Raw genomic sequence first — 25468 nt, 5'->3', positions numbered from 1 at the left:
ATCCCCCTACGGTCGTCCACAGTCCCCGCTCCCCCGCCGCTCAGGAGTGCCCATGGCAACCCCTGCCCCCACGCCCGCCGCCTCCCCAGCACGGCAGGTGCATCCCGTGGACGAGGTCCCACCCGTCCGCCACCTCGCCGCCTTCGGTCTCCAGCACGTCCTGGCGATGTACGCGGGCGCCGTGGCGGTCCCGTTGATCGTCGGCAGCGCGATGAAGCTGTCGCCCGCGGACCTGGCGTACCTGATCACGGCGGACCTGCTGGTGTGCGGTGTCGCGACGCTCGTCCAGTGCGTCGGCTTCTGGCGGTTCGGGGTGCGGCTGCCGATCATGCAGGGATGCACCTTCGCGGCCGTGTCGCCGATGGTGCTGATCGGGACGGGCGGCGGTGGACTGCCCGCCATCTACGGTTCGGTGATCGTCGCCGGACTCGCCATCATCCTGCTGGCGCCGGTGTTCGGGAAGCTGCTGCGGTTCTTCCCGCCGCTCGTCACGGGCACGGTGATCCTGGTCATCGGGCTCTCGCTGCTGCCGGTGGCGGGCAACTGGGCGGCGGGCGGGGCCGGTTCACCGGACTTCGGCGAGCCGAGGAACCTGGCGCTCGCCGCGTTCGTCCTGGCGGTGGTGCTCGCGGTGCAGCGGTTCGCGCCGGCGTTCCTGAGCCGGATCGCGGTGCTGACCGGCATCGTCGTGGGCCTCGCGGTCGCGGTCCCGCTCGACTTCACGGACTTCGGCGGGGTCGGGGACGCGGACTGGCTCGGGATCAGTACGCCGTTCCACTTCGGCGCGCCCGTCTTCGAGGCGTCGGCCGTCGCGTCGATGCTGGTCGTGGCACTGGTGACGATGACCGAGACAACGGGTGACTTCATCGCGGTCGGTGAGATGACCGACCGGCGGATCGAGCCCCGGGCGCTGGCCGACGGGCTGCGTGCCGACGGGCTTTCCACGGTCCTGGGCGGGGTGTTCAACACCTTCCCGTACACGGCGTACGCACAGAACGTCGGGCTCGTCGGCATGACCCGGGTCCGCAGCCGCTGGGTGGTCGCCGCCGCGGGCGGCATCCTGGTCCTGCTCGGCCTGCTGCCCAAGCTGGGCGCGGTGGTGGCGGCGATACCGGCCCCGGTGCTCGGCGGCGCGGGGCTGGTCATGTTCGGTTCGGTCGCCGCGAGCGGGCTGCGGACCCTGGCCCGGGTGGACTTCAGGGGCAACGACAACCTGACCGTCGTGGCCGTCTCGGTGGCCGTGGGCATGCTGCCCGTCGGTGTGCCCACGGTGTACGAGAAGTTCCCCGACTGGTTCCAGACGGTGATGAACAGCGGCATCAGCGCGGGCTGCCTCACGGCGATCGTGCTGAACCTGCTCTTCAACCACCTGCGCGCGAAAGGCGGTTCAGCGGCTCCCGAGCCGGACGGCCTGGCGGGCGGCGGCGGCGAGGACGCTGTCGAGAAGTCCCGGGAAGAGACCGTCTAGGTCGTCCCGGCGCAGCCCGTTCATCTTGGCGGTGCCGCGGTAGACCTGCCGGATCACACCCGCCTCGCGCAGCACCCGGAAGTGGTGCGTGGTCGTGGACTTGGTGACGGGCAGGTCGATCTGCGAGCAGGACAGCTCGTCGCCGTCGGCGGCCAGCTCGCGCACGACCTGGAGCCGGATCGGGTCGGACAGCGCGTGCAGCACGGCCTCCAGCCGGATCTCCGTGTGCGGGGGATGCGGCAGGTCTCGGCTGCTGCCGGTCGGGGCGACGGTCGTCACGGCGGCTCCAGTCTGGTCGGGGCGCGGGGCCGGAGGTGCCTCCGGCGACCCCATTGTACGAGAACTCTCGTAGTTTGACACTCACCGTATTACGATGCCTATCGTACGAGTCGTCAACCCGGTCCCACCATGATTGGAGTCCGCCGTGAGCGCGCTCTTCGAGCCCTACACCCTGCGCGAGCTGACCGTCCCGAACCGGGTCTGGATGGCGCCGATGTGCCAGTACTCGGCCGCGCCCGAGGGCCCCTCGACGGGCGCCCCCACCGACTGGCACCTCGCGCACTACGGGGCGCGTGCCGCGGGCGGGACCGGCCTCGTCATCGTCGAGGCCACCGCGGTCAGCCCCGAGGGCCGCATCTCGCCGTACGACCTGGGCATCTGGAACGACACCCAGGTCGAGGCGTTCCGGCGGATCACCCGCTTCCTGGTGTCCCAGAACACGGTGCCCGCCATCCAGCTCGCGCACAGCGGCCGCAAGGCCTCGACGGACCGGACCTGGACGGGCGGCGGACCCCTGGGATCCGACGCGCTGGGCTGGCAGCCGCTCGGGCCGAGCCCGGTCGCCTTCGACGAGAACCACCCGGTGCCGGCCGAGCTGACGGTGGACGGCATCCGTGAGGTGGTCGGCCAGTTCGCCGACGCCGCACGGCGGGCGCTGGACGCCGGCTTCGAGATCGCCGAGATCCACGGTGCGCACGGCTACCTGATCGGCGAGTTCCTCTCCCCGCACTCCAACCGGCGCACGGACGCGTACGGCGGCTCGTACGAGAACCGGGTGCGCTTCGCGCTGGAGGTCGTCGACGCGGTGCGCGAGGTGTGGCCCGACGACAAGCCGCTGTTCTTCCGCGTCTCGGCCACCGACTGGCTGACGGAGAACGGCTGGACGCCCGACGACACGGTCCGGTTCGCGGCCGAGCTGACCGCCCATGGTGTCGACCTGCTCGACGTGTCCACGGGCGGCAACGCGGCCGGCGTACGCATCCCGGTCGGCCCCGGCTACCAGGTCCCCTTCGCCGCGCGCGTCAGGAACGAGACCTCCATGGCGGTCGCCGCCGTCGGTCTCATCACCGAGGTCGAGCAGGCCGAGAAGATCCTCGCCAACGGTGAGGCCGACGCCGTGCTCCTGGGCCGGGAACTGCTGCGCAGCCCTTCCTGGGCCCAGCGCGCGGCCCGCGGACTCGGGGACGCCGTGCACGTGCCGGACCAGTACCACCGCTCGGTCTGACGGGACCGGGCGCCATCCCGGTCCCGCCACCTGCGCCGGGTCCCGGCGCAGGAACCCGTCTCCGGGAGCTGCCGCCGCGGTCTACCGCTGACGGTCGAGCCAGTCGGCGAACCGGGTCTCGGCGAGCCGGGCGTCGGGCCCCGGCAGCAGTTCGCGCCCCTCGGCGTGCGCGCCGAAGTAGCCGACGGACTCGTCCGTGACGACCTCGCGCGGGTCCTTCTCGGCCGCCAGGCCGGTGCGGACGAACTCGTCGAGGTGGAGCTCCTCGGGGCCCGCCACCTCGGTGGTGCCGTTCAGCGGAGCCGCCACGGCGACCCGGGCGACCGCCGCGACCACGTCGTCGGACGCGAGGGGCTGCAGGAGCGAGGAGGGCAGCCGGACCGTGTCACCGTCGGTGGCCCCGGCCGCGATGCCCTTCACGAACTCGAAGAACTGCGTGGCCCGGACGACGGAGTACGCGATCCCGGACTCCTTGATCAGCTCCTCCTGGGCGACCTTGGCCCGCAGATAGCCCGAGGCGGGGAGCCGGTCGCTGCCCACGACCGACAGGGCGACGTGGTGCCCCACGCCCGCCTTCGCCTCGGCCGCGACGAGGTTGCCGGTGGAGGTGCGGAAGAACTCCAGTACCGCGCTGTCCTCGAAAGAGGGCGAGTTGGACACGTCGACGACCACCGAGGCGCCCTCCAGCGCGTCGTCGAGGCCCTCTCCGGTGATGCTGTTGACGCCTGTGTTCGGGGAGGCCGGCAGGACGTCGTGGCCGTCCGCCCTGAGCCTGGTCACCAGTTTCGACCCGATGAGCCCAGTACCGCCGATCACTACGATCTTCATGGGGCAACCTTTCCGGTTTCGTCCGACGGAATCGGACCTGCTCACCCTTGAGACCGGACAGGGTCCGCGTCTGTGACAGCCCGCGTCACCGACCGGCGGCGGCAGGCGTCACCAACCGGCCTTCCACCGCCACTGGGGGCCGATGCGTTCCCACTCCGTCTCCCACCCGTCCAGCCGCCTGCGCACCAGCCGCCCCTGGAGCAGCCGGCCGCCCGCGAGGGGTACGACCGACGCGGTCACGCCCACCAGCGTGCCGATCAGCGCCGCCCGCAGGCTCGCCTGGGACTCCGTGGCGGGCCTGGTCACGAGGCGGCCCTGGAGATCGGTCCACACGGTGACCGGGGTGCCCGGCTCGCTGCCCGGCTCGACCCGGGTCTGCCCCTGGTGGACGGAACGGTCCGCCGCCGACCAGCGGACCTCGGCCCACACCTGCTCGGAACCGGCGGCCGTGCCCGGCGCGTGCTCGGTGAGCAGCGCGACCACGGGACGCCACTCCAGACGCTCCCGGGCGAAGTTCTCCTCGACCGACCGCGTCGCCCACAGACCCGTGAGCGTCCCGGCGAGCAGCGACAGGACCCACATGGCGAGCACGATCCAGGCCTCGAACCTGTCGCTGCGGCGCAGCAGCGGGTTCGGCCACCACCGCCACAGCAACGCCCTCGGACCACGCACTGCCGCCATCGGGGCCCCTCTCGTCGCATCCCACCCGCGCACCGGCCCGTCCGCGCGCGCACCGGATGTCCTCCCTTACGGGGACGGCCGCCTGGTTGCTCACGAGACGTGCCCCACATCCGAGGCACCCATGAGAAACGCCCTGACCTGCACCGATATGCCGCCCAGGGGTGACTGTCAGTGCCGAGGTGCAGACTGGCCGATACCTGAGACAGATCAGACGGATCTGGGACAACGGCGTCCGGAGGTGGTCGGCATGACCGAGGTACTGCTCACGGTGGGCACGCGCAAAGGACTGTTCGTGGGGCGGCGTCGCGACGATGTCTGGGAGTTCGACGACAGCCCGTATTTCAACGCCCAGGCGGTCTACTCGCTCGCGATCGACACCCGCGGCGGGACACCGCGGCTGCTCGTCGGAGGCGACAGCGCGCACTGGGGCCCGTCCGTGTTCCACTCCGACGACCTGGGCCGCACCTGGACCGAGCCGGCCAGGGCCGCGGTCAAGTTCCCCCGGGACACGGGGGCCTCGCTGGAGCGGGTCTGGCAGCTGCACCCGGCGGCCGCCGAGCCGGACGTGGTGTACGCGGGCACGGAGCCTGCGGCGCTGTACCGCTCGACGGACCGCGGCGAGTCCTTCGAGCTGGTCCGCCCGCTCTGGGAGCACCCCACCCGCTCCCGGTGGGTGCCGGGCGGCGGCGGTGAAGGCCTGCACACGGTCCTGACCGACGCCCGTGATCCGCGCGCGGTGACCGTGGCCGTCTCCACGGCCGGCGTCTTCCGTACCCAGGACGGCGGGCGGAGCTGGGAGCCGTCCAACTCCGGGGTCTCCGCGGTGTTCCTGCCCGACCCGGACCCGGAGTTCGGCCAGTGCGTCCACAAGGTCGCACAGGACGCGGCGACACCGGACCGGCTCTATCTGCAGAACCACTGGGGTGTGTACCGCAGCGACGACGCGGGAGCGCACTGGACGGACATCGGCGAGGGCCTGCCCTCCACGTTCGGTTTCGCCGCGGTCGCCCACCCCCACCGCGGCGACACCGCGTACGTGTTCCCGATCAACGCCGACTCCGACCGGGTCCCGGCGGACCGCCGATGTCGTGTCTTCCGTACGGCGGACGCGGGCCGCAACTGGGAGCCGCTGACGGCGGGACTGCCGCAGGAGGACCACTACGGCACGGTGCTGCGCGACGCCATGTGCACGGACGGCGCGGACCCGGCGGGCGTGTACTTCGGCAACCGCAACGGCGAGGTGTTCGCGTCGGCCGACGACGGCGACAGCTGGCAACTGCTGGCGTCCCACCTGCCGGACGTGCTCTGTGTACGGGCCTCGGTGATCGCTTGAACCCCCACGAGCGCGCTTCCCGGGCCGCAGCGCTCGTCCGCCGGGGCGTCAACACCCGCCGGTGGTACGGGAGATGTCCTTGCCGGCCGTACGACGGCCTCGAGTTGATCGATCACCCGTGTACGGCAGTAGGGTGACGCCGTGGCACCACGACCGTTGAACGAAATCGTAGAATCCGGCTGGGCCAAGGCCCTCGACCCGGTGGCCGGACGCATCGCGGAGATGGGGGACTTCCTGCGCGCGGAGATCGCCGCGGGACGCACCTACCTCCCCGCGGGCCCCAATGTGCTCCGCGTCTTCCAGCAGCCCTTCGACGACGTCCGGGTCCTCATCGTCGGCCAGGACCCCTATCCGACGCCGGGACACGCGGTGGGGCTGTCGTTCTCGGTGGCACCCGAGGTGCGGCCGCTGCCCGGCAGCCTCATCAACATCTACCGGGAGCTGAGCACCGACCTCGGCCTGCCCCCGCCGTCGAACGGCGATCTGACCCCCTGGACCCGGCAGGGCGTCCTGTTGCTCAACAGGGCGCTCACCACGGCCCCGCGCAAGCCGGCGGCCCACCGGGGCAAGGGCTGGGAAGAGGTCACCGAGCAGGCGATCCGGGCACTGGCCGCGCGGGGCAAGCCCCTCGTGTCGATCCTGTGGGGGCGCGACGCCCGCAACGCCCGGCCGCTGCTGGGCAGCCTGCCGTCGGTCGAGTCGGCGCATCCGTCGCCGATGTCGGCGGACCGCGGCTTCTTCGGCTCACGCCCCTTCAGCCGGGCCAACGACCTGCTCACGGGGCAGGGCGGCGAACCCGTGGACTGGCGACTGCCGTGACCGGTCCCGGCGGCGGGTCGGGCGTGCTGGGGGTGGACTCCGGCGGGTCGGGGCTGCGGGTCGTCCTCGCTGTCGACGGGGGCCGGGTCACCGCGCCACTGGCTTCCAGGGAGCCCGTACGCACCGGTCCGCGCGGTATCGACGCCGGGCATCTGCTGGCGCAACTGGTGCCGATGGCACGGCGCTTGATGGCCGACGCGGAGGTCGGCACACTCCGGGCCGTCACCGTCGGCGCCGCGGGACTCACCACTTTGGGTGATTCCCTGCGCGCGGACCTGCCCGCCGGACTGGCCCGTGAACTCGGCGTACGGCGGCTGGCCCTGGTGGCCGACGCCGTAGCCGCCTACACGGGCGCCCTGGGACAGCGGGTGGGCGCGGTCGTCGCGGCCGGCACCGGGATGATCGCGATCGGCACGGACCTGCGTGAGTGGCGCAGAGCCGACGGCTGGGGCCACCTGCTCGGCGACAGCGGCAGCGGGGCCTGGATCGGCCGGGCGGGGCTCGACGCGGCCCTGCGCGCCTACGACGGGCGGCCCGAGGGCTCGGCGCCGCTCCTGGCGCGTACCGAGGCCGTGTTCGGCTCGGCCCCGGCCCTCCCCGGACAGCTCTATCCGCGCCCGGACCGGCCTGCCGTCCTCGCGTCCTTCGCACCCGAGGTGGCCGCCTGCGCCGACGGCGGCGACCCGACGGCGGCCGGCATCCTGGCCGCCGCGGCCCGGCACATCGCCGACTCGGCCGCCGCGGTGTGCCCCGCACCGGCGGAGGCGGAAGGCGGGGAGACCCCGGGCGAGGTGCGGCTCGCCCTCACGGGCGGGCTGTTCAAGATGGGCGACCCCCTCCTCGTACCGCTGCGGGCCGCGCTCGCCGACCGGCTGCCGTACGCGCGTCAGGTTCCGGCCGCGGGTGACCCGCTGGACGGTGCGGTCGGTATCGCCGTCGAGCTGGCCGACGACCGGCTGACACTGCCGCGCGACGACAGCATGCTGTACGTCGTGCGGGACGCCACGGGCAGCGCGACGGACGGCACGGACACCCACGATCACCTCGAACACCCGTTCAGATAATCGCTCACCGTGATCCACAGATAACCAGTGAGATCAATCTGGGCGTAACTCATCAGACAAAACCGGACGGATACCGCTCACCTGCACCCTCCCCGAACAGGGGAGCCCAGGAAACCAGTAACATTCGGCGCCATGAGCTCCCCCACTGGGCCCGCGTCCGGCCTGCCAGTACGAATGCCGCGACCCCGCCAGCCCGGCCGGCACCGCCGACCGGAACCGTTGGCGGCTCCCGAGGGCGCGCCCGCGCTCGTCCTCGCGGTGCCGGGCACGCCCAGCACCGCCACCCGCAGGCTCGCCGAGGAGGTCGTGAGCATCGCGCGCTCCGAGCTGCCCGGCCTCGACGCCCGGATCGGGTACCTGGAGGGCGACGACTCCGAGTTCCTCACCCTCCAGACCGTGCTGGCGCACGCCGCCGAGGAGCGCGCGGCCCGCTTCGAGCAGGCCCGCGCGGCCGGCGTGGACGTGGAGGAGCCCGACGGGCCCGTGGCCGTGGTCGTACCGCTGCTCGCCGGCCCGGACAGCGCGCTGCTGCGCCGCGTCCGCCAGGCCGTCATGGACAGCCGTGTCGCGGCCGACCTGACCGATGTGCTCGGTCCGCACCCGCTGCTCGCCGAGGCGCTGCACGTGCGCCTCTCCGAGGCCGGTCTGGCGCGCGCCGACCGGGCCAGGCTGTTCACCGTGGCGACCGCCGCGGACGGCATCATCCTGGCGTCCGTGGGCGGCGACGAGGCCGTGCAGGCGGCCGGGATCACCGGCATGCTGCTCGCCGCGCGGCTCGCTGTGCCCGTGATGGCGGCGGCGCTGGACGAGGAGGGCGCGATCGCGGCCATCGCCGAGCAGCTGCGTTCCTCCGGTTCCCAGCAGCTGGCGCTCGCCCCGTACCTGATCGGCCCCGAGCTCGACCCGGGTCTGCTCGACGAGGCGGCGAAGGAGGCGGACTGTTCCGCCGCCGAGGCGCTGGGCGCGTACCCGGCGATCGGCAAGCTGGCGCTCGCCAAGTACACGGCGGCGCTCGGCATCACGCCGCCGCAGCCGCAGGGCGCGCCGGTCCGCTGACGAGGCGGCCCCGCGCAGGCACCAACCCCGAAGGGCCCGCTCCGCTTCCGGAGCCGGGCCCTTCGGGGTTCCGGCGGACCCCGCCAGGTGGTCCGCTGAAGATGCCCTAGTCGAGCACCACACAGGACGCCGCCGGTGCCTTGACCGACCCGCCGCGCCGCGGGACGCCCGTGCCGGGGTCCACCGTGAACCACGTGACGTTCCCCGAGCGTTCGTTGGCCACGTACAGGAAACGGCCCGTCGGGTCGAGGGTGAGCGCGCGCGGCCAGACGCCGCCGCACGGCACCGTGGCGACCAGCCTCAGCCCCTCGTCGGGCGCGCCGGGCACGAGCACGGAGACGACGTCCTGCCCGCGCGTGGCGGTCCACACGAAGCGGCCGTCGGGCGAGACGACGATGCCGGAGGGATAGGCGTCGGCGTCCGGCAGGTCGGGCAGCACGGACGACTCCCCCACCGGCTTGAGCGCGCCCCTGACGGCGTCCCAGCGGCAGGCGGTGACGGTCGGCGAGAGTTCGTTGAGGACGTACGCGCGTTCGCCGTCGGGGTGGAACGCCAGGTGGCGGGGGCCCGAGCCGGGCCGCAGCGCGATCTCCCGGTGCAGGGCGAGCGTGCCGTCGCGCAGCGCGCACACCCGCACCGAGTCGGTGCCCAGGTCGACGCTCACCGCCCACCGGCGGCTCGGATCGGGCTGGACCTGGTGGGCGTGCGGGCCCTGCTGGCGCTGCGTGTGCGGGCCGGTGCCCTCGTGGCGCAGCACACCGGAGACGGCGCCGAGGCTCCCGTCGTGGCGCACCGGCAGGGCGCTGACGCTGCCGGAGCCGTAGTTGGCGGTCAGCACGTGCCCGTCGAAGAGGCTCAGATGGGTGGGCCCGCTGCCCCCGACCGGCACCAACGGGCCGGCCAGGGACGGTTCGTCGCCCTTCACCCGGTAGGCGGCGACCGCGCCCTGCGTCGTCTCGCTCACCGCGTAGAGCATGTCCCCGCCGGGCGACAGCGCCAGATAGGAGGGGTCGGCGACGCTGTTCACGGCGCTCAGCGGCGTCAGCGCGCCGCTCTCCCCGTCCACCGACGCGGTGAGCACGCCCAGGCCCCCCGCCGCCGTGAACGAGCCGATGTACGCCCGTCGCCGCGCTCCGCCGCCGATCGCCACTGCGTCCCCTCTCGGTGCTCCCGATACTTGGGGGCGACGGTAGCAGCGAATGGCCTAGACCAAGCCGAATCCTGCTGCGCCTCACCGCGCGACCGCCCGCACGGCAGGCGCTCAGGAGTTCAGGTCTTCAGGTCTTCAGGCGCTCACGAGCGAGCCGCGCAGCGGTGCGGCCAGGGCGGCGAGCGCCCGTTCCAGGCCGTGGAGGTGGGCGAGGGCCTGCTCCGCCCCGGGGTGGTGGCCGGGCACGTCGGTCGTCACCGTCACGGCGCGTTCCGGGACCGCCCCGACCAGGACCTCCACCGCCGTCTCCACACGTCCGCAGGCGGCGGTGAGGCGTGCGTCGTGGGAGGCGTCCGGGTCGGCGGCGACGGCCGCGAGACCTCGTGCCTCCCGGGCGCAGTCGTCGAGGAGCGCGAGCACCTGACGGGCGCGTTCCTTGCGGGCCCGCGCCGGGTTGAGGGGGTGCACGAGGGGCGCGAGCGTGAACCGGACCCGGCCGAGCAGTGCCTCCAGCTCCGCCGCCCGCGGCGCGGGATCGGCGTCGGGATCACCGGCGAGGCGCCGGGCCGCCGCCGCGGTGCAGCCGTGCACGGCGCGTACCGCCTGGCCCACCCAGCGGTCGGTGACCGCGTGCGTGGTGACCGGCAGGATCACGGCGACGGCGAGCGCGGCGCCGAGTGCGCCGACGCCGGTCTCCGTGACCCGCAGGGCCAGCAGGGCCGGATCCAGCACACCGAGCAGTCCGTACAGCAGGCCGGCCAGCACGGTGACGAAGAACATCATCCAGCTGTACGAGAGCGGCGCGGTGTAGAAGATGCCCCAGACGCAGACGGCCACGATCACGGCCGTGGGCGCCGGGGCGCCGTCCAGGGGTACGGCGACGAGCAGCCCGGCCGCGATGCCGGCGACCGTGCCGAGGACGCGCCGGAAGCCGCGTACGAGGGTCTCGCCGCGCGAGGACGTGTTGACGAAGATCCACCAGGCGGTGCCGACGGCCCAGTACCAGCGCTCGTGCGAGAGGACCTGGCCCGCGGCGATCGCGAAGGCGCAGGCGGCCGTCGCCTGGAAGGCCTGGCGGGTGGTCGGCCGCAGGAGGCCGCGGGCGGCCGGTGCGATGGGCGTGACCGGTGCCGGAGTGCGCCTCTCGACGCACCAGGCGCCGAACCGCACCACCGAGGCCGCGGCCAGTGACAGGGCCATCGCGGTGTACAGCTGCGGCAGTTCGGCGGGGACCGTGTGCAGGAACTGGGCGATGAAGAAGGTCATGAACGCGAAGATGCCGAGCGCGTGGCCGCGTGGACCCCAGCGGCGGGCGTACACCCCGCAGAAGATCACCACGAGCCAGATCGCGTCGCGCGGGGTCGGTACCGCGTGCAGCACCGCCGCGAGGGCCAGGACGGGGAAGCCGACGGCCGGGAGCAGGGCGGTGGTGACCGCCTGGCCGCGCACGGTCGCGTCGCCGACCGTGAACAGCGCGAGGAGCGCGGTGAGGCCGCCGGTGATCGAGGCGGGCAGCGAGAGGCCGGCGAGCTCCGACACGGTCACGGCGAGGCCGATGCCGAGCACCGCCCGCAGGGAGATCCGCAGCCGTACCAGGCCCGGATCCGGAGCCATGAACATCTTCTTCACCGTCGGCAGCCCGCCCCCGTCTCGCGTCGACCACACTCCCTCGGCACCTCCGGGGGCATGGGAATGGCGCCGTTGGTCCGGTGCGGCTTCCTTGCCGTCCGGCGCGTCACGACGCCATCAATACCCCTACGTTAGGGGGGAGCGGGACAGTGGCTCAACAGGCCGACGAGATGCTGGGCCATTGGTACAGTCGAGAACGATCATCGGCGACCAGAGGGAGGCCAACGGACCATGGCCGTGGACGAGCTCGACACCCGTATCCTCCGGCTTCTCCTCGAACAGCCGCGCACCAGCGTGCGGGAGTACGCCCGTGTCCTCGGGGTCGCCCGCGGGACGCTGCAGGCGCGGCTCGACCGGCTGGAGCGGGACGGGGTGATCACCGGGACGGGGCCTTCACTCTCCCCGGCGGCACTGGGGCATCCGGTGCTCGCGTTCGTGCACATCGAGGTCACCCAGGGGAATCTCGACGACGTGGGGGACGCGCTGGCCGCCGTGCCGGAGATCATCGAGGCGTTCTCGATCACCGGTGGCGGGGATCTGCTGACGCGGGTGGTCGCGCGGGACAACGGGCATCTGGAGGACGTGATCCAGTCGTTGATCAGCCTGCCGGGGGTTGTGCGCACGCGGACGGAGGTGGTGCTGCGGGAGAGGGTGCCGCGGCGGGTGCTGCCACTGGTGGAGTCGATCGGCCGTTCGGCCCGGGGGTGACGTGGGGTTCGTCGAGGGGGGTGGGCTGAGCTTGTCGGTCGTCTGCCGGACGGTGGGGGCCTTTCGCGCAGTTCCCCGCGCCCCTGAAGGGGCGGGGCTGGGCCTTGGCTGGGTTCTGCGGGAGCGTGGGGGCTCGGCGCGCCGTTCCCCGCGCCACTGAAGGGGCGGGGCTGGGCCTTGGCTGGGTTCTGCGGGAGCGTGGGGGCTCGGCGCGCCGTTCCCCGCGTCCCTGAAAGGGCGGGGCCGGGCCTTGGCTGGGTTCTGTGGGAGCGTGGGGGCTTGGCGCGCCGTTCCCCGCGTCCCTGAAGGGGCGGGGACGCTCAGGGGTGGCTACTTCACTCCTGCCGCGTCCAGGAGGGCTTTGGCTGTCGATGTCGTCAGGCCCTCCAGGGTTTCCGCCTTCGCGCCCGCCCTGGCGCTCGCCCCGTCGAAGACCAGGGTGAGTTGGCGGGCCAGGAGGTCGGGGTCGTGGGCTCCGCCGTGCTCGGCGTCCGCCCGGAACGCCTCGACCAGCCGGCCCTTGACCCGCAGGGCCACGACGCTCGCCGGGTGCTCGGGGTTCTTCAGCTCGACCATGGCCGACAGAAACGGACAGCCCCGGTAGTCGTCCGCCACCGACGCCCGCTCCAACTGCTCGAAGACGTACAGGATCCGCTCCCTGGGCGGCCGGGGGTCCTCGGGGCCGAGGTGGAGCATCCGGCCGTATTCCGGCGCACGCCGCTCCAGGCTCGCCGCGAGCACCTCGTCCTTGCTCGCGAAGAGCTGGTACATCGAGCGCTTGGACACCCCGGCCGCCCGGCACAGCGCCTCGACGCCGAGGGAGACGCCGTCGCGGTAGAAGAGTTCCATCGCCGCGTCGAGCAGCCGGTCCCTCGTGGATGTCTTGTCCGTACTGGTGGCCATGGGAGCGAGGCTACCTCCGGCGCACGACAACGGGAAACCGATCAGTGTACCGGGGCGGTCAGGCGACCAACTGCGGGTACAGGACCGACAGGTCGCCCGAGAGGCCGGACTTGACCTGCCGGGTCAGGTCGTCGGCCAGCACCTCGAAGGCCCCGCTCGCGATGCCGTCGAGCGCCTGGGCCGCCACGTCCACGGGAGAGGACTTGGGCGCGTCGATCGACGCGGTCATGTCCGTGTCGACATACCCGACGTGCAGACCCGTCACGCCGATCCCCCGCGGGGCGAGGTCCAGCCGCAGGGAGTTGGTCTGGGACCAGAGCGCGGCCTTGGACGCGCTGTACGAGCCGGCCAGGCCGATCCACGACAGCACCGAGTGGACGTTCAGGATGTGGCCGCCGCCGTTGCGCTCGATCACGGGGACGAACGCACGGGCGGTGAGCAGCGGCCCGTAGAAGTTGGTCTCGAAGTCCTTGCGCATGTCCTCGACCGGCGACTCCAGGAACGACGTGCTCATGGAGACGCCCGCGTTGTTGATCAGGATGGTGACGTCGCCCGCCTGCTCCGCGGCCGCCGCGACGGACTCGGGGTCGGTGACCTCCAGGGCCAGCGGCACGGCCCGGGGGTCCGTGACGGTGCGCGGGTCGCGGGCGGTGGCGTACACCTTCCTGGCTCCCCGGTCGAAGAGTCCTTCCACCAGCGCCTTGCCGATGCCCCGGCCGCCGCCGGTCACCAGGACGACGGAACCCTCGATTGCGGTCATGACACTCTCCGAACCTCAGCACGCGGAAACCGATCGGTTTCCGTCCATGCCCAGACGGTAAACCGATCGGTTTCACAAAGCAAGCCGCCACCCGGGGCGGCACAAAAAGGGAGTGGCCCCGCTGTCACAGCGGGGCCACTCCTGGGGATCTGGAAAATCAGCGCTCCCGCGCCTACGCGCCGCTCGCCTCGATCATGTCCTCACGCTCCACGAGCTTCACCCGTTCGCGCCCCTGGGGCTCCCCCAGCGCCTTCTCGGCGGCATCCAGGCGGTACCAGCCCTCCCAGGTGGTGTAGCGGACGTTCCGGCCGGCCAGGAACGCGTCCACCGACTCCGGGTCCGGCGAGGCGGGAGTGCCCAGACGGCCGTTCGTGTGGTCGTCGAGCAGGCTCGCGACCGTCTCGTTGGCGTCGCCCTTGGTGTGGCCGATGAGGCCCACGGGACCGCGCCGGATCCAGCCGGTGACGTACGTCGACCGCAGGTGGTCGCCGGTCTCCTCGATCACCCGGCCCGCCTTGTCCGGGACCGTGCCGGAGTCGACGTCCCAGGGGAGCTTGGGCAGCTTGTCGGACAGGTAGCCGACGGCACGGTAGACCGCGCCGAGGTCCCAGTCCTTGAACTCGCCGGTCCCCTTGACGTTGCCCGTGCCGTCGAGGGCGGTGCGCTCGGTGCGCAGGCCGACGACCTTGCCGTCCTCGCCGAGGATCTCGGTCGGCGACTCGAAGAAGTGCAGGAACAGCTTGTGCCGCCGCTCGCCCACATCGCGGATCGCCCAGTTCTCCAGGGTCTTGGCGACCATGTCGGCCTGCTTGTTGCCGCGCCGGGTCGCGATCGAGCCGTCGTCGTAGTCGATGTCCTCGGGGTCGACGATGACCTCGATGTTCGGCGAGTGGTCCAGCTCCCGCAGCTCCAGCGGGCTGAACTTGGCCTGCGCCGGACCCCGGCGGCCGAAGACGTGGACCTCCAGGGCCTTGTTGGCCTTGAGCCCCTCGTGGACGTTCGGCGGGATCTCGGTCGGCAGCAGTTCCTCCGCGGTCTTGGCGAGGATGCGCGCCACGTCGAGTGCGACGTTGCCGACGCCGAGAACGGCGACCTTCTCGGCCTCCAGCGGCCAGGTCCGCGGCACGTCCGGGTGCCCGTCGTACCAGGAGACGAAGTCCGCCGCGCCGTACGAGCCGTCGAGGCCCACACCGGGTATGTCCAGGGCCCGGTCGGCCGTCGCCCCGGTGGAGAAGATCACCGCGTCGTAGAAGGCGCGCAGGTCGTCCAGGTTGATGTCGCCCGGGTAGTCGACGTTGCCGAAGAGGCGGATCTGCGGCTTGTCGAGCACCTGGTGCAGGGCCGAGATGATGCCCTTGATGCGCGGGTGGTCGGGGGCCACGCCGTAGCGGATCAGGCCGAACGGGGCGGGCATCCGCTCGAAGAGGTCGATGGAGACACCGGGCTCGACGGCCACTGCGGACTTCAACAGCGCGTCGGCGGCATAGATCCCGGCGGGGCCGGCTCCGACTATGGCTACCCGCAGGGGGCGAGGCATGATCAGGTTCCCTTCGAGCGGTGATCAGGAGTACTCACCGGGAGCCTAAACTAAGGCTAGCCTAAGTCAGTAGCCGGGTTGGATCTATGACCCCATAAGGCCGACTTATGAGTCGATGTTCGCGAAGACGCGCGGGGCCGACGTCGAGACCCCCGCCGCGGCACTCGGCTTCACGTCAGCTGTCGTAGTCCACCGTCAGTGTCTCCGAGACAGGATACGACTGGCACGTCAGGACATAGCCCGCGTCCACCTCGGCGTCCTCCAGCGCGAAGTTGCGGCGCATGTCGGCCTTGCCGTCGGTGATCAGGGCCCGGCAGGTGCCGCAGACCCCGCCCTTGCAGGCGAAGGGCAGATCGGGGCGGGTCCGCTGGGCGCCTTCGAGGATGCTCCGGTCCCTGACCAGGGCCGAGGTGGTGGAGCGCCCGTCGAGTGTGACGGTGACCTGGCTGACGGGCCCCAGCACGGCGGCCTCTTCGTGACGTACCTCTCGTGCGGGCTCGTCCTCGGCGTAGAACAGCTCCCGGTGGACGCGGTCGCCGGGCACGCCCAGGCCGCCGAGGACCCGCTGGGCGTCGGCCACCATGCCCTGCGGTCCGCACAGCCACCAGTGGTCGGCCGCCGTCACGTCGACCAGCGAGCCGACGAGCGCCGAGAGGCGTTCCGCGTCGAGGCGGCCCGACAGCAGCTCGGCCTCGCGGGGCTCCCTGGACAGCACGTGCGCGAGCTGGAACCGCGCCGGATACAGGTCCTTCAGATCCGCCAGCTCGTCGGCGAACATCACGGTGTCCGTGCGCCGGTTGCCGTAGAAGAGGGTCACCGTCGAGCGCGGATCCGCCGCCAGGACGGACTCGGCGATGGAGAGCATCGGCGTGACACCGGAGCCGGCCGCGATCAGCACATGGTGGCCTGGCGTACTGAGGTCGGGGGTGAACGTGCCGGTGGGGGCCATCACTTCGACGGTGTCCCCCGGGCGCACCTCGTGCACGAGCCACGCCGAGAACAGTCCGCCCGGCACCACGCGCACGCCGATGCGGGGCGCCGAACCTGCCGCGGAACAGATCGAGTACGAACGCCGCTCGTCGCGTCCCCCGACCTCGCGCCGCAGGGTGAGCGACTGTCCGGGCGCGAAGGTGAACTCCGCCGCCAGCCCGGCCGGGATCTCGAAGCTCACGGCGGCCGCGTCCTCGCACAGCGGCCGCACGGCGGCGACGCGCAGGGGGTGGAAGGCCGGGCGGCGACGCACCCGCGGACGCACCGCGGACACCGCGGACACCGCAGAAGCGGAAGCGGGGCCTCCCCCTTGCTTCCCCTGCTGCTTCTCCTGCGCCGGCTGTTCCGCCCCTTGCATCCCCTGCATCCCCTGCATCAGATCTCCTTGACGTACTCGAACGGCTCGCGGCAGGCGAGGCAGCGCCACAGCGCCTTGCAGGACGTGGCGGCGAAACGGGAGGTCTCCTCGGTGTCCGCCGAACCGCAGAGCGGACACGCCACCGTGCGGCGGGTGGGCGTCAGCACGAGAGGCACCGGACCCGCCGCGTGCCGGGGTGCGGCTCCCGGCGGCGCGATCCCGTGCTCGGTGAGCTTGCGACGGCCCTCCGGGGTGATCCAGTCGCTGGTCCACGGCGGGTCCAGGACCGTACGGATCTCCACGCGCGCGAAGCCGGCGCCGCGCAGCCGTGCCGCCACGTCCGCCCGCATCTCGGCCATCGCGGGACAGCCCGAGTAGGTCGGCGTCAGGCTCGCGACCGCGGTGCCGTCCCCGGTCACCTGGACCTCGCGCAGGACGCCGAGGTCGGCCAGGGTGAGCATGGGCAGTTCGGGGTCCGGCACCTGCTCGGCGATGCGCCGGGCGCGCCGTACGTCCATGGACAGATCTGTCGGTACGGTCACCATGTCGCCTCCGGATGCGCGCGGGCCACGCTCTGCAACTCGGCCAGCAGCGGCACGAGATGCTCCGTGTGCTCCCCGCTCCGGCCGGCCTCGGGCAGCGGCCGGTACACCGGCATGGGCAGTCCGGCCGTCTCCGTGACCTGCCGCAGTACGGCGACCACCTCGTCCCGTACGTCGTACGCCGTGAACAACTCGCCCAGGTACGGCGCGACCTGCTCCAGCGCCCCGCGCGTACGACGGTGCGACTCGTCCGTACCGTCGCCCAGCCGCACCACCCACTCGGCCGCGTACTGCCGGTGGTACGTCAGCTCCTTGACGCCCTTCGCGGCGACGGCCGCCAGGACCGGGTCGGGGTGCGACGACAGTGCCTCGAAGTGCGCGAGCCGCCAGCTGGACAGCATGAGGAGCCGCACGACCGAGAACGCGAAGTCGCCGCCCGGCAGTTCGGCCAGCCGTACGTTCCGGAAGTCCGTCGCGTCCCTGAAGTAGGCGTACGCGTCCTCGTCGCGCCCGGTGCCGTCGGCCTGGCCCGCTCGCGCGTACAGCAGGCGGGCCTGGCCGAGGAGGTCGAGGCCGATGTTGGCGAGCGCGACCTCCTCCTCCAGTTCGGGGGCGCGGGTGGTCCACTCGGCCAGCCGCTGGGCACTCACCAGGGCGTCGTCGGCGAGGGCCACGCAGTCCGCGGCCAGCCGGCCGGCGTCGACGCCCTCGGGCACCGTGGTGTCCACCCCGTGCAGCGGGTCCTCGAAGCCGGTGCCGTACGCCCAGCGGGCGTCGTCCTCGTGTCCCTCGGCGAGGGACAGGTAGACATGGTCGTCGCTCATGCCCTGCTCCTCAGATGTGCGGGACGTCGTCGGGGATGTCGTAGAAAGTCGGGTGGCGGTAGACCTTGTCGGCGCTCGGCGCGAAGAACGGGTCCTTCTCGTCGCGGGTGGAGGCGGCGATGTGCTCCGAGCGCACCACCCAGATCGAGACGCCCTCGTTGCGGCGGGTGTAGAGGTCGCGCGCGTGGGTGAGGGCCATGGTGTCGTCGGCCGCGTGCAGGGACCCCACGTGGACGTGGTTCAGCCCGCGCTTGCCGCGCACGAACACCTCGTACAGCGGCCAGTCGCCTCTGGAGGCGCCCTGTCCGGGCTCCGGGGCGGCGCCCGGGACGGAGTCGCTCATGCCACCGCTCCTTCGCGTTCACGCGCGCGCCGCGCCTGCTTGGCCGCGTGGGCCGTGGCCGCCTCCCGGACCCAGGCGCCCTCCTCGTGGGCGGACCTGCGGCGCTCCGTCCGCTGTGCGTTGCACGGTCCGTCGCCGCCGATGACTCGTTTGAGCTCGGACCAGTCGGGGGTGCCGAAGTCGTGGTGGCCGCGCTCCGCGTTCCAGCGCAGGTCCGGGTCCGGGAGTGTCACACCGAGCTTGTCGGCCTGCGGGACCGTCATGTCGACGAACCTCTGCCGCAGTTCGTCGTTCGTGTGGCGCTTGATCTTCCAGGCCATCGAGGCCGCCGAGTTGGGCGAGTCGCCGTCGGGCGGGCCGAACATCATGAGCGAGGGCCACCACCAGCGGTCCACCGCGTCCTGGACCATGTCCCGCTGCGCCACGGTGCCGCGCATCATGGTCAACAGCAGCTCGTAGCCCTGCCGTTGGTGGAACGACTCCTCCTTGCAGATCCGCACCATCGCGCGCGCGTAGGGCCCGTACGAACTCCTGCACAGCGGCACCTGGTTGCAGATCGCCGCGCCGTCCACGAACCAGCCGATCACCCCGACGTCGGCGAAGGTCGGTGTCGGGTAGTTGAAGATCGACGAGTACTTCTGGCGTCCCTCGATCAGCCGCTCGGTCAGGTCCGCGCGGTCGGCGCCCAGCGTCTCGGCGGCCGAGTACAGATACAGCCCGTGCCCGGCCTCGTCCTGGACCTTCGCGAACAGGATGGCCTTGCGGCGCAGCGACGGGGCGCGAGTGATCCACTCCCCCTCGGGCTGCATGCCGATGATCTCCGAGTGCGCGTGCTGCGCGATCTGCCGCACGAGCGTCCTGCGATAGCCGTCGGGCATCCAGTCGCGGGGCTCGATCCGCTGGTCCCGCGCGATCGTCGCGTCGAAGTGCTCCTGCAACAACTGCTCCGGGAGGGCCGTCTCGGCGGAGTGTGTCGTGGTCATCGATTACCAGCTTCCCTACCGACCATTCGTTCGGTATCAGTGTGACGTCTTTCCGGCGACCGGGCAAGACCCGGACGCGATCAGCGGAGGCGGCGCGCGGCGATGTGGCCGGCCCCGTCGACACCGCCAGGGGCGAGGTCCGGGGCGCGCCGGAGACGAGGACGGCGCTGCGTGCGGCGGCGTCCGGCGAGATACCCGACCGGGCCTCGCCCGCCTGCCGCGCGCCGCTGGCCCACGGCGGAGCTCGCGGACGAAGACGTGGGCCGGAACCGTGCACGAGGGGCGCGGTCGCCCCTGCCGGCGGGACACGGTTCGGGTGTCCCGGCGACGCCGAGTGGCCCGCGCAGCTGGACGATCTCGGGGACGCGAGGCCGGCGGGGCTGTGGGTGCGAGGGCTGCCCAGCCTGCGGTTATGGGCGCTGCGCTCCGTCGCGGTCGTCGGGGCACGGGCCTGTACCGAGTACGGCGCCCACATGGCGGCCACGCTCGGCGCCGGGCTCGTGGAGCGGCAGCGGGCCCAGGACGTCTGTCCCTCTTTCGCCCGTGGACGCGCGCGTGCCGATGCGATCCGGGCGTGCCGGTGGCACCGGCCGCCGCCCACTGCCCGACGGCACGGGCGCGCGTCGGGTGACTCATGGTCGGCCATGGCGGGCCGACGGGTGACCCCGCGCGGCGGGCAGCAGGCGGCGGGGACAGCGGGCCGGGATCCGCCGCCGCACCGGCCCATGGGTCGGCCCCGGACACCCGCTCGCCGCGCACGGCGGTCGGGGTGGCCGGGGCCGGGTCGTACGGGTCGTCAGGCGGCCTCCGCCGCCTCCCGCCGTGCCCCGTCGCGATGGATCGGGGTCTGCGAGCTCGTGAGGGGGACGCCGGTTCCACCGCGCCGGGCCGCGACGATCTCCGCCGCGATGGACAGGGCGGTCTCCTCGGGCGTACGGGCCCCGAGATCGAGCCCGATCGGCGACCTGAGCCGTCCCAGCTCCCGGTCGGTCAGGCCGACCTCCCGCAGCCGGCGGTCACGGTCCGCGTGGGTGCGGCGCGAGCCCATCGCCCCGACGAACGCGACCGGCAGCCGCAGGGCCTGCTCCAGCAGGGGGATGTCGAACTTGGCGTCGTGCGTGAGCACGCACAGCACCGTGCGCCCGTCGGTCGCGGTACCCCGCAGATAGCGGTGCGGCCAGTCGACGACGAGGTCGTCGGCCTCGGGGAAGCGGGCCCGGGTGGCGAACACGGGACGGGCGTCGCACACCGTCACGTGGTAGCCGAGGAACTTCCCGGCCCGCACCAGCGCCGCCGCGAAGTCGATCGCGCCGAACACGATCATGCGCGGCGGTGGCACGTTCGACTCGACGAGCAGCGTGAGCCCGCCGGGGCAGTTCGTGCCGTCCTCCGCCAGGTCGAGGGTGCCGGTCCGGCCGGCGTCCAGCATCGCCCGCGCCTCGGCCGCGGCCGTCCGGTCCAGCTCCGCCGAGCCGTTGCCGTACGACCCCTCGTAGGTCCCGTCGGGATGCACCAGCAGGGCCCTGCCCATGAGGCGGGCCGGGCCCCGGACGACCCGCGCCAGCGCCCTGGGCTCGCCCGCGGCGGCGGCCACCAGGGCCGACCGGAGCACCTCGCGGGCCGGTGCCTGCGCGCCGACCGGGGTGACCATGATGTCGAGCACCCCGCCGCAGGTCAGTCCGACCGCGAAGGCGTCCTCGTCGCTGTAGCCGAACCGCTCCACGACGCTCTCGCCGTCCTGGAGCGCCTGGACGCACAGGTCGTACACCGCGCCTTCGACACAGCCGCCGGAGACCGAGCCGATGACCGTGCCCTCGCTGTCGACGGCGAGGGCCGCGCCCGGCCCGCGCGGCGCGCTGCCGCCGACGGACACGACGGTGGCGACCGCGAACTCCCGGCCCTCCTCGGTCCAGCGGGCCAGCTCGTCGGCGATGTCAAGCATGCGAGCCTGCCGTGAGCACGCGGTCGGGCCGGATGGGCAGGCTCCGGTGGCGTACACCGGTCGCGTGCCAGACGGCGTTGGCGATCGCCGCCGCGGCCCCCACGATGCCGATCTCGCCGATGCCCTTGATCCCGACCGGGTCGTCCGGGTCCGGGTCGTCCACCCAGTCCGCCTCGACGAGCGGCACGTCGGCGTTCGAGGCGACGTGATAGCCCGCGAAGTCGGCGCCGTAGAGGGCGCCGGTGTTCTGGTCCCTGACGGCCTCTTCGTGCAGGGCCATGGAGATGCCCCAGATCATCCCGCCGGTGAGCTGGCCGCGGGCGGTGAGCGGGTTGACGATCCGGCCGGCGGCGAAGACGCCGAGCATCCGGCGCACCCGCACCTCTCCGGTGGCCACGTCCACGGCGACCTCGGCGAACTGCGCCCCGAAGGAGTGCCGCTCCTTCTGCGTGAGGGCTCCGACGGCCGCGGTGGTGTCCGAGCGGACCGTGATGCCCTCCGGCGGGATGCCGTCGCTCAGGGCCACCCGCTCCCGCAGTTCCTCGGCGGCGGCCGTGACGGCCCAGGCCCACGAGCGGGTGCCCATCGAACCGCCGGCGATCATCGCCTGGCCGAAGTCGCTGTCGCCGATCCGTACGCGCACCAGGTCGGTCGGCACCTGGAGGGCGTCGGCGGCGACCAGGGTCAGCGCCGTCCGTGCTCCGGTTCCGATGTCCGCCGCGTTGATCCGCACGGTGAAGGTGCCGTCCGCCTCCGCGGTCGCGGCCGCCGTGGAGGGCGCCGCTCCCGCGAAGAAGGAGGCCGCCGCCGTCCCGGTGCCGAGCAGCCAGCGCCCGTCCCTGCGCACACCGGGACGCGGGTCACGGTCGGCCCAGCCGAACCTGCGGGCGCCCTCCCGGAAGCACTCGGGCAGGTTGCGGGTGCTGAACGGCAGCCCGGAGACCGGACCCGCCTCGGGCTCGTTGCGCAGACGCAGTTCGATCGGGTCGATGCCGGTCTTCTCGGCGAGCTCGTCGAACGCCGACTCCAGCGCGAACGACCCCGGCGCCTCACCGGGAGCACGCATGAAGGTCGGGCTCGGCACATCGAGCCGTACGACCCGGTTGGCGGTGTGGTGGGCGGGCGCGTCGTACATCGTCCGCGCCGGACCGGCGCCCGACTCGATGAACTCGTGCACGGTCGAGGTGAGGCTCAGGCAGCTGTGGTCCAGCGCGCGCAGCCGCCCCTCGGCGTCGGCGCCGAGCCGCACCCGCTGGGTCGTGGGGCTGCGGTAGCCGGCCAGCGAGAACATCTGACGCCGTGTCATGACGACGCGGACGGGGCGCGACAGGGCGGTCGCCGCCATCACCGCGGCCACCTGGTGCGCGCGGACGCCCTTGCTGCCGAAGCCGCCGCCGACGTGTTCGGAGCGCACCCGCACCGAGGCCGGGTCGAGCGAGAAGAGATTCGCGAGTTCGGCCGCGACCCACATGGTGCCCTGGTTGGAGTCCACGACCTCCAGCCGGCCGCCGTCCCAGTGGGCCGTCGCCGCGTGGGGCTCCATCGAGTTGTGGTGCTCCTCCGGCGTGGAGTACTCGGAGTCCACGACGAAGGCGGACGTGGCCAGTCCGGCTTCGAGGTCCCCCTTCCCCGTGACGCCCGGACCGCCGGCGCCGGCGATCGAGTACGCGTCGGGGTGGTCGCCGGAGAAGGTGACGTCGTGCGCTTCCTCCTCGTAATGCACGACCAGCGCCTCGGCGGCCTCCCTGGCCTGCTCGGAGGTCTCGGCGACGACCAGCGCCACCGGCCACCCGGCGTGCGGCACCCGGTCGTGCTGGAAGACGGCGATCGTCGGGTCGGGCGACATGCCGAGCATGCTCGTGTAGTCGATGTCGACCCGCGGGGCGTTCCCGTGGTGCAGGACGCCGAGGACGCCCGGCATCTCCAGGACGGCGGCGTCCTCGATCGAGCTGATGCGCCCTCGAGTGATCGTCGACAGCACCAGCCAGCCGTGGGCCAGCTCGGTGAAGGGGATCTCGCCGGCGTAGCGGGCGGCTCCGGTGACCTTGTCGCGGCCCTCCACGCGGGTGTGCGCGCTGCCGACGGCCTTGACCGCCCTGATCCCGGTCGTGGTGGTGGTCATCGGCCGGCCTCCTCGGCGAGTTCGCTCAGCACGGCCACGACGAGGTTGCGCATCAGGGTCACCTTGTATCCGTTGTGCGGCAGCGGCCGGGCGGCCGCCAGTTCGGCGTCGGCGGCCGCGGCGAAGGCCTCGGCGTCGACCGGACCGCCGATCAGGGCCTGTTCGGCCGCGTGGGCACGCCACGGCCGGGACGCGACCGCCCCGAAGGCCAGGCGCACGTCCCGTACGACGCCGTCCTGGACGTCGAGCGCGGCGGCGATCGAGCCGATCGCGAAGGCGTACGAGGCACGCTCGCGCACCTTGCGGTAGCGGGAGTTGGCGGCCACCGGGGCGGGTGGCAGGGTCACGCCGGTGATCAGCGCTCCCGGCGGCAGGGCGGTCTCCCGGTGCGGGGTGTCACCCACCGGCAGATAGAACTCGGTGAGGGGCAGCTGACCCGTGCCGTCGGCCGTCTCGTAGTGCACGACGGCGTCGAAGGCCGTCAGCGCGACTCCCATGTCGGAGGGGTGGGTGGCCACGCAGTGGTCGGAGGCGCCCAGGATCGCGTGGTTGTGGTGCTCGCCCTGGATCGCGGGGCAACCGCTGCCGGGGACCCGCTTGTTGCACGGCTTGGTCACGTCGGCGAAGTAGCCGCAGCGGGTGCGCTGCAGCAGGTTCCCGCCGACGGTCGCCATGTTGCGCAGCTGCCCGGAGGCGCCGGCCAGCACGGCCTGCGTCAGCGCCGGGTAGGCGCGCCGCACCTCGGGGTGCGCGGCGAGGTCGCTGTTGGTGACGGTCGCGCCGATGCGCAGGCCGCCGTCCTCGGTGGACTCGACGCGGTCCAGCGGGAGTTCGCGCACGTCGACGAGGCGGCCGGGGCGTTCCACGCCGGTCTTCATCAGGTCGACGAGGTTGGTGCCGCCGCCCAGGAAGCGGGCGTCGGGGTCGGCGTCGAGCAGTGCCAGGGCGCCGGAGACGTCGTCGGCGCGCTCGTAGGTGAACTCCTTCATGCCGCCGCCCCCTCGTGCTTCACGGCGGGCGTGCTCCGCGCGGTGAGGTCGCCGTCCGCGGCACGGGCGGCCGCGTCGGCCTCGGCGGCGCGGGCGACGGCCTGCACGATCGACACGTAGGCGCCGCAGCGGCACAGGTTCCCGCTCATCCGTTCCCGGATCTCGTCGGGTGTCAGGGGCGGTGGTCCCGCCTCGGGGCGTACGTCGTCGGTGACGGCGCTCGGCCAGCCGGCGGCGTGCTCCTCGATGACGGCTACGGCCGAACAGATCTGGCCAGGCGTGCAGTAGCCGCACTGGTATCCGTCGAGGTCGAGGAACGCCTGCTGCACGGCGTGCAGTTGGTCGCCCTCGGCGACACCCTCGATGGTGGTGATCTCCCGGCCCTCGGCCGCCACCGCCAGTTGCAGGCAGGAGACGGCGCGGCGTTTGTCGATCAGGACCGTACAGGCGCCGCACTGACCCTGGTCACAGCCCTTTTTGGTACCGGTCATATCGAGGCGCTCACGCAGGGCGTCGAGGAGCGTGGTGCGGTGGTCGACGGTCAGCGTGTGCTTCTCGCCGTTGATGTTCAGCGTGACGGCGCTGTACGTCGACGTGGGCGCTGCGGCCATGATCAGCCTTCTTTCGCATTCCCGGACCCCGTCGCGCGGACGGTCCGGCAGGCAGAGAGAACGGAAAACACAAAGACGTGGTGCTCGGGATCGGGTGGGGGGATGTGACATCGGGAAGACGGGGGGAGAGGACGCCGTGTAGCGGCGGCGGGCCAGAAGCGTGCAGGATGCGCGCAGGGAGGGCCGGCCCCGGCCGCCGACCACTGTCCACAGAGGCCACCCACTAGTAAGGTGGACCTAACCGGACAGTTGTCCGCTCACTCGGAAAACGTAATGGACAGCTGTCCGCTTAGCAAGGACGGGTTTCGGCCACGAGCCCGTGAG

24 protein-coding genes and 1 pseudogene are annotated in these 25468 nt (G+C 72.7%); 8 read left to right on the top strand and 17 right to left on the bottom strand.

Going from position 1 to position 25468, the window contains the following annotated elements:
- Positions 1-52: 52 nt before the first annotated feature.
- Positions 53-1468 (top strand): nucleobase:cation symporter-2 family protein, encoded by a 1416-nt coding sequence (locus ACLVWQ_RS13930; RefSeq protein WP_414108858.1) that lies wholly within the window; start codon positions 53-55, stop codon positions 1466-1468.
- Here the strand turns inward: ACLVWQ_RS13930 and ACLVWQ_RS13925 are convergent.
- Positions 1388-1747 carry an ArsR/SmtB family transcription factor gene (locus tag ACLVWQ_RS13925; RefSeq protein ID WP_414108856.1) on the bottom strand — a complete coding sequence of 120 codons (360 nt, stop codon included), beginning with the start codon at positions 1745-1747 and terminating at the stop codon, positions 1388-1390. The two genes, ACLVWQ_RS13930 and ACLVWQ_RS13925, sit on opposite strands and share 81 nt — an antisense overlap.
- A 145-nt stretch (positions 1748-1892) precedes the next feature.
- Here ACLVWQ_RS13925 and ACLVWQ_RS13920 point away from each other — a divergent pair, with 145 nt between their 5' ends.
- A complete protein-coding gene (locus ACLVWQ_RS13920; RefSeq protein ID WP_414108854.1) occupies positions 1893-2972 on the top strand; it encodes an NADH:flavin oxidoreductase/NADH oxidase in 1080 nt (359 codons plus the stop codon).
- Positions 2973-3053: 81 nt separating this feature from the next.
- On the opposite strand, the gene ACLVWQ_RS13915 is transcribed toward ACLVWQ_RS13920, so the two are convergent.
- Entirely contained in the window at positions 3054-3800 is a 747-nt protein-coding gene (locus tag ACLVWQ_RS13915) for an SDR family oxidoreductase (protein ID WP_414108853.1), read from the bottom strand.
- A gap of 108 nt (positions 3801-3908) precedes the next feature.
- Positions 3909-4481, bottom strand: a complete 573-nt coding sequence (locus ACLVWQ_RS13910) for a hypothetical protein (RefSeq protein ID WP_414108851.1) — start codon at positions 4479-4481, stop codon at positions 3909-3911.
- 247 nt (positions 4482-4728) lie between these two features.
- Between ACLVWQ_RS13910 and ACLVWQ_RS13905 the strand changes: the two genes are divergently transcribed.
- From ACLVWQ_RS13905 to ACLVWQ_RS13890, 4 genes are all read left to right on the top strand, one after another.
- The gene (locus ACLVWQ_RS13905) at positions 4729-5814 is read left to right on the top strand and encodes a WD40/YVTN/BNR-like repeat-containing protein (RefSeq protein ID WP_414108850.1); all 1086 of its coding nucleotides are present in this window, start codon (positions 4729-4731) and stop codon (positions 5812-5814) included.
- Between the two features lie 141 nt (positions 5815-5955).
- Positions 5956-6633 carry a uracil-DNA glycosylase gene (locus tag ACLVWQ_RS13900; RefSeq protein WP_414108849.1) on the top strand — a complete coding sequence of 226 codons (678 nt, stop codon included), beginning with the start codon at positions 5956-5958 and terminating at the stop codon, positions 6631-6633.
- A complete protein-coding gene (locus ACLVWQ_RS13895) occupies positions 6630-7697 on the top strand; it encodes an N-acetylglucosamine kinase (RefSeq protein WP_414108847.1) in 1068 nt (355 codons plus the stop codon). The genes ACLVWQ_RS13900 and ACLVWQ_RS13895 overlap by 4 nt, the downstream gene beginning before the upstream one ends.
- 132 nt (positions 7698-7829) lie before the next feature.
- Entirely contained in the window at positions 7830-8753 is a 924-nt protein-coding gene (locus ACLVWQ_RS13890; protein ID WP_414108846.1) for a sirohydrochlorin chelatase, read from the top strand.
- 106 nt (positions 8754-8859) lie between these two features.
- On the opposite strand, the gene ACLVWQ_RS13885 is transcribed toward ACLVWQ_RS13890, so the two are convergent.
- Together ACLVWQ_RS13885 and ACLVWQ_RS13880 are read right to left on the bottom strand one after the other, a co-directional pair.
- Positions 8860-9903 (bottom strand): lactonase family protein, encoded by a 1044-nt coding sequence (locus tag ACLVWQ_RS13885; RefSeq protein ID WP_414108844.1) that lies wholly within the window; start codon positions 9901-9903, stop codon positions 8860-8862.
- A 135-nt stretch (positions 9904-10038) separates the two neighbouring features.
- Positions 10039-11523 carry an FUSC family protein gene (locus tag ACLVWQ_RS13880; RefSeq protein WP_414109052.1) on the bottom strand — a complete coding sequence of 495 codons (1485 nt, stop codon included), beginning with the start codon at positions 11521-11523 and terminating at the stop codon, positions 10039-10041.
- Positions 11524-11763: 240 nt separating this feature from the next.
- On the opposite strand from ACLVWQ_RS13880, the gene ACLVWQ_RS13875 reads away from it, so the two are divergent.
- A complete protein-coding gene (locus ACLVWQ_RS13875; RefSeq protein WP_414108842.1) occupies positions 11764-12240 on the top strand; it encodes an Lrp/AsnC family transcriptional regulator in 477 nt (158 codons plus the stop codon).
- Positions 12241-12570: 330 nt separating this feature from the next.
- On the opposite strand, the gene ACLVWQ_RS13870 is transcribed toward ACLVWQ_RS13875, so the two are convergent.
- From ACLVWQ_RS13870 to paaA, 8 genes are all read right to left on the bottom strand, one after another.
- Positions 12571-13143: a TetR/AcrR family transcriptional regulator gene (locus ACLVWQ_RS13870; protein WP_414108841.1), complete on the bottom strand. Its 573-nt coding sequence runs from the start codon at positions 13141-13143 to the stop codon at positions 12571-12573.
- Between the two features lie 58 nt (positions 13144-13201).
- Positions 13202-13903 carry an SDR family oxidoreductase gene (locus ACLVWQ_RS13865; protein WP_414108839.1) on the bottom strand — a complete coding sequence of 234 codons (702 nt, stop codon included), beginning with the start codon at positions 13901-13903 and terminating at the stop codon, positions 13202-13204.
- A 172-nt stretch (positions 13904-14075) separates the two neighbouring features.
- On the bottom strand, positions 14076-15440 hold the full coding sequence (locus tag ACLVWQ_RS13860; protein WP_414108838.1) for an FAD-dependent oxidoreductase: 1365 nt from the start codon (positions 15438-15440) through the stop codon (positions 14076-14078).
- A 175-nt stretch (positions 15441-15615) separates the two neighbouring features.
- Complete coding sequence (gene paaE, locus ACLVWQ_RS13855) at positions 15616-16788, bottom strand: 1,2-phenylacetyl-CoA epoxidase subunit PaaE (protein WP_414109051.1); 1173 nt, start codon at positions 16786-16788, stop codon at positions 15616-15618.
- A 17-nt stretch (positions 16789-16805) separates the two neighbouring features.
- On the bottom strand, positions 16806-17333 hold the full coding sequence (gene paaD, locus ACLVWQ_RS13850; protein ID WP_414108836.1) for a 1,2-phenylacetyl-CoA epoxidase subunit PaaD: 528 nt from the start codon (positions 17331-17333) through the stop codon (positions 16806-16808).
- The gene (paaC, locus tag ACLVWQ_RS13845) at positions 17327-18154 is read right to left on the bottom strand and encodes a 1,2-phenylacetyl-CoA epoxidase subunit PaaC (RefSeq protein WP_414108835.1); all 828 of its coding nucleotides are present in this window, start codon (positions 18152-18154) and stop codon (positions 17327-17329) included. Before paaC ends, paaD begins: the two co-directional genes overlap by 7 nt.
- 10 nt (positions 18155-18164) lie before the next feature.
- Positions 18165-18497 (bottom strand): 1,2-phenylacetyl-CoA epoxidase subunit PaaB, encoded by a 333-nt coding sequence (paaB, locus tag ACLVWQ_RS13840; RefSeq protein ID WP_414108834.1) that lies wholly within the window; start codon positions 18495-18497, stop codon positions 18165-18167.
- Positions 18494-19480 (bottom strand): 1,2-phenylacetyl-CoA epoxidase subunit PaaA, encoded by a 987-nt coding sequence (gene paaA, locus ACLVWQ_RS13835; RefSeq protein WP_414108833.1) that lies wholly within the window; start codon positions 19478-19480, stop codon positions 18494-18496. Before paaA ends, paaB begins: the two co-directional genes overlap by 4 nt.
- 104 nt (positions 19481-19584) lie before the next feature.
- On the opposite strand from paaA, the pseudogene ACLVWQ_RS13830 reads away from it, so the two are divergent.
- A pseudogene (locus ACLVWQ_RS13830) lies at positions 19585-19989 on the top strand (DNA-processing protein DprA); the annotation flags it as partial.
- Positions 19990-20276: 287 nt separating this feature from the next.
- Here ACLVWQ_RS13830 and ACLVWQ_RS13825 read toward each other — a convergent pair.
- The 4 genes from ACLVWQ_RS13825 to ACLVWQ_RS13810 are packed head-to-tail and all read right to left on the bottom strand — an operon-like array spanning position 20277 to position 25144.
- Positions 20277-21422: an XdhC family protein gene (locus tag ACLVWQ_RS13825; protein ID WP_414108831.1), complete on the bottom strand. Its 1146-nt coding sequence runs from the start codon at positions 21420-21422 to the stop codon at positions 20277-20279.
- Complete coding sequence (locus ACLVWQ_RS13820) at positions 21415-23544, bottom strand: xanthine dehydrogenase family protein molybdopterin-binding subunit (RefSeq protein ID WP_414108829.1); 2130 nt, start codon at positions 23542-23544, stop codon at positions 21415-21417. Before ACLVWQ_RS13820 ends, ACLVWQ_RS13825 begins: the two co-directional genes overlap by 8 nt.
- The gene (locus ACLVWQ_RS13815; RefSeq protein WP_414108827.1) at positions 23541-24533 is read right to left on the bottom strand and encodes an FAD binding domain-containing protein; all 993 of its coding nucleotides are present in this window, start codon (positions 24531-24533) and stop codon (positions 23541-23543) included. Before ACLVWQ_RS13815 ends, ACLVWQ_RS13820 begins: the two co-directional genes overlap by 4 nt.
- Positions 24530-25144: a 2Fe-2S iron-sulfur cluster-binding protein gene (locus ACLVWQ_RS13810; protein ID WP_414108826.1), complete on the bottom strand. Its 615-nt coding sequence runs from the start codon at positions 25142-25144 to the stop codon at positions 24530-24532. Before ACLVWQ_RS13810 ends, ACLVWQ_RS13815 begins: the two co-directional genes overlap by 4 nt.
- Between the last annotated feature and the right edge of the window lie 324 nt (positions 25145-25468).

It is taken from the genome of Streptomyces sp. CWNU-52B (assembly GCF_047444975.1).
Classification (GTDB): domain Bacteria; phylum Actinomycetota; class Actinomycetes; order Streptomycetales; family Streptomycetaceae; genus Streptomyces.
The sequence above is the reverse complement of the archived record's forward strand: the minus strand, read 5'-3'. Positions and strand labels throughout refer to the sequence as shown.

Bases quoted from the DNA above. Each gene is read 5' to 3' on its own strand.
- paaC (WP_414108835.1), bottom strand. From the start codon at position 18,154: ATGAGCGACGACCATGTCTACCTGTCCCTCGCCGAGGGACACGAGGAC.
- ACLVWQ_RS13870 (WP_414108841.1), bottom strand. From the start codon at position 13,143: ATGGCCACCAGTACGGACAAGACATCCACGAGGGACCGGCTGCTCGAC.
- ACLVWQ_RS13880 (WP_414109052.1), bottom strand. From the start codon at position 11,523: ATGTTCATGGCTCCGGATCCGGGCCTGGTACGGCTGCGGATCTCCCTG.
- ACLVWQ_RS13810 (WP_414108826.1), bottom strand. From the start codon at position 25,144: ATGGCCGCAGCGCCCACGTCGACGTACAGCGCCGTCACGCTGAACATC.
- ACLVWQ_RS13860 (WP_414108838.1), bottom strand. From the start codon at position 15,440: ATGCCTCGCCCCCTGCGGGTAGCCATAGTCGGAGCCGGCCCCGCCGGG.
- ACLVWQ_RS13915 (WP_414108853.1), bottom strand. From the start codon at position 3,800: ATGAAGATCGTAGTGATCGGCGGTACTGGGCTCATCGGGTCGAAACTG.
- ACLVWQ_RS13930 (WP_414108858.1), top strand. From the start codon at position 53: ATGGCAACCCCTGCCCCCACGCCCGCCGCCTCCCCAGCACGGCAGGTG.
- ACLVWQ_RS13820 (WP_414108829.1), bottom strand. From the start codon at position 23,544: ATGACCACCACCACGACCGGGATCAGGGCGGTCAAGGCCGTCGGCAGC.
- paaD (WP_414108836.1), bottom strand. From the start codon at position 17,333: ATGGTGACCGTACCGACAGATCTGTCCATGGACGTACGGCGCGCCCGG.
- ACLVWQ_RS13865 (WP_414108839.1), bottom strand. From the start codon at position 13,903: ATGACCGCAATCGAGGGTTCCGTCGTCCTGGTGACCGGCGGCGGCCGG.
- paaE (WP_414109051.1), bottom strand. From the start codon at position 16,788: ATGCAAGGGGCGGAACAGCCGGCGCAGGAGAAGCAGCAGGGGAAGCAA.
- paaA (WP_414108833.1), bottom strand. From the start codon at position 19,480: ATGACCACGACACACTCCGCCGAGACGGCCCTCCCGGAGCAGTTGTTG.
- ACLVWQ_RS13825 (WP_414108831.1), bottom strand. From the start codon at position 21,422: ATGCTTGACATCGCCGACGAGCTGGCCCGCTGGACCGAGGAGGGCCGG.
- ACLVWQ_RS13910 (WP_414108851.1), bottom strand. From the start codon at position 4,481: ATGGCGGCAGTGCGTGGTCCGAGGGCGTTGCTGTGGCGGTGGTGGCCG.
- paaB (WP_414108834.1), bottom strand. From the start codon at position 18,497: ATGAGCGACTCCGTCCCGGGCGCCGCCCCGGAGCCCGGACAGGGCGCC.
- ACLVWQ_RS13815 (WP_414108827.1), bottom strand. From the start codon at position 24,533: ATGAAGGAGTTCACCTACGAGCGCGCCGACGACGTCTCCGGCGCCCTG.
- ACLVWQ_RS13890 (WP_414108846.1), top strand. From the start codon at position 7,830: ATGAGCTCCCCCACTGGGCCCGCGTCCGGCCTGCCAGTACGAATGCCG.
- ACLVWQ_RS13875 (WP_414108842.1), top strand. From the start codon at position 11,764: ATGGCCGTGGACGAGCTCGACACCCGTATCCTCCGGCTTCTCCTCGAA.
- ACLVWQ_RS13905 (WP_414108850.1), top strand. From the start codon at position 4,729: ATGACCGAGGTACTGCTCACGGTGGGCACGCGCAAAGGACTGTTCGTG.